At 55.3% G+C, this 1,263-nt stretch carries 2 rRNA genes; both read right to left on the bottom strand.

The annotated features are described in order from the left end of the window. Nucleotides 1-99 (bottom strand): 5S ribosomal RNA (gene rrf, locus ACFWP0_RS29570); the annotation flags it as partial. A 94-nt stretch (nucleotides 100-193) separates the two neighbouring features. Beyond that, a 23S ribosomal RNA gene (locus tag ACFWP0_RS29565) occupies nucleotides 194-1,263 on the bottom strand; the annotation flags it as partial.

The raw sequence follows: 1,263 nt of genomic DNA, 5'->3' as shown, positions 1-1,263 counted from the left end.
CTCCCACAGGGTCCCCCCTGCAGTACCATCGGCGCTGTAAGGCTTAGCTTCCGGGTTCGGAATGTAACCGGGCGTTTCCCTCACGCTATGACCACCGAAACACTATGAAACTGTCGAACTTCATGCCGCACCGTATGTGACCTATACGGGGCTGTTCGTGGTTTCAGAACTAACACAGTGGACGCGAGCAACTGAGGACAAGCCCTCGGCCTATTAGTACCGGTCACCTCCACCCGTTACAGGGCTTCCATATCCGGCCTATCAACCCAGTCGTCTACTGGGAGCCTTACCCTCTCAAGGAGGTGGGAATACTCATCTCGAAGCAGGCTTCCCGCTTAGATGCTTTCAGCGGTTATCCCTCCCGAACGTAGCCAACCAGCCATGCCCTTGGCAGAACAACTGGTACACCAGAGGTTCGTCCGTCCCGGTCCTCTCGTACTAGGGACAGCCCTTCTCAAAATTCCTACGCCCACAGCGGATAGGGACCGAACTGTCTCACGACGTTCTGAACCCAGCTCGCGTACCGCTTTAATGGGCGAACAGCCCAACCCTTGGGACCGACTCCAGCCCCAGGATGCGACGAGCCGACATCGAGGTGCCAAACCTCCCCGTCGATGTGGACTCTTGGGGGAGATAAGCCTGTTATCCCCGGGGTAGCTTTTATCCGTTGAGCGATGGCCCTTCCATGCGGAACCACCGGATCACTAAGCCCGACTTTCGTCCCTGCTCGACTTGTAGGTCTCGCAGTCAAGCTCCCTTATGCCTTTGCACTCTACGAATGATTTCCAACCATTCTGAGGGAACCTTTGGGCGCCTCCGTTACACTTTAGGAGGCAACCGCCCCAGTTAAACTACCCACCAGACACTGTCCCTGATCCGGATCACGGACCCAGGTTAGACATCCAGCACGACCAGAGTGGTATTTCAACGACGACTCCACAACCACTGGCGTGGCCGCTTCAAAGTCTCCCAGCTATCCTACACAAGCCGAACCGAACACCAATATCAAACTGTAGTAAAGGTCCCGGGGTCTTTCCGTCCTGCTGCGCGAAACGAGCATCTTTACTCGTAGTGCAATTTCACCGGGCCTATGGTTGAGACAGTCGAGAAGTCGTTACGCCATTCGTGCAGGTCGGAACTTACCCGACAAGGAATTTCGCTACCTTAGGATGGTTATAGTTACCACCGCCGTTTACTGGCGCTTAAGTTCTCAGCTTCGCCACACCGAAATGTAGCTAACCGGTCCCCTTAACGTTCCAGCAC

Source organism: Achromobacter sp. NPDC058515 (assembly GCF_042721735.1).
In the GTDB taxonomy this organism is placed as follows: domain Bacteria; phylum Pseudomonadota; class Gammaproteobacteria; order Burkholderiales; family Burkholderiaceae_B; genus Achromobacter.
This window is presented reverse-complemented; position numbering and strand designations above follow the sequence as displayed.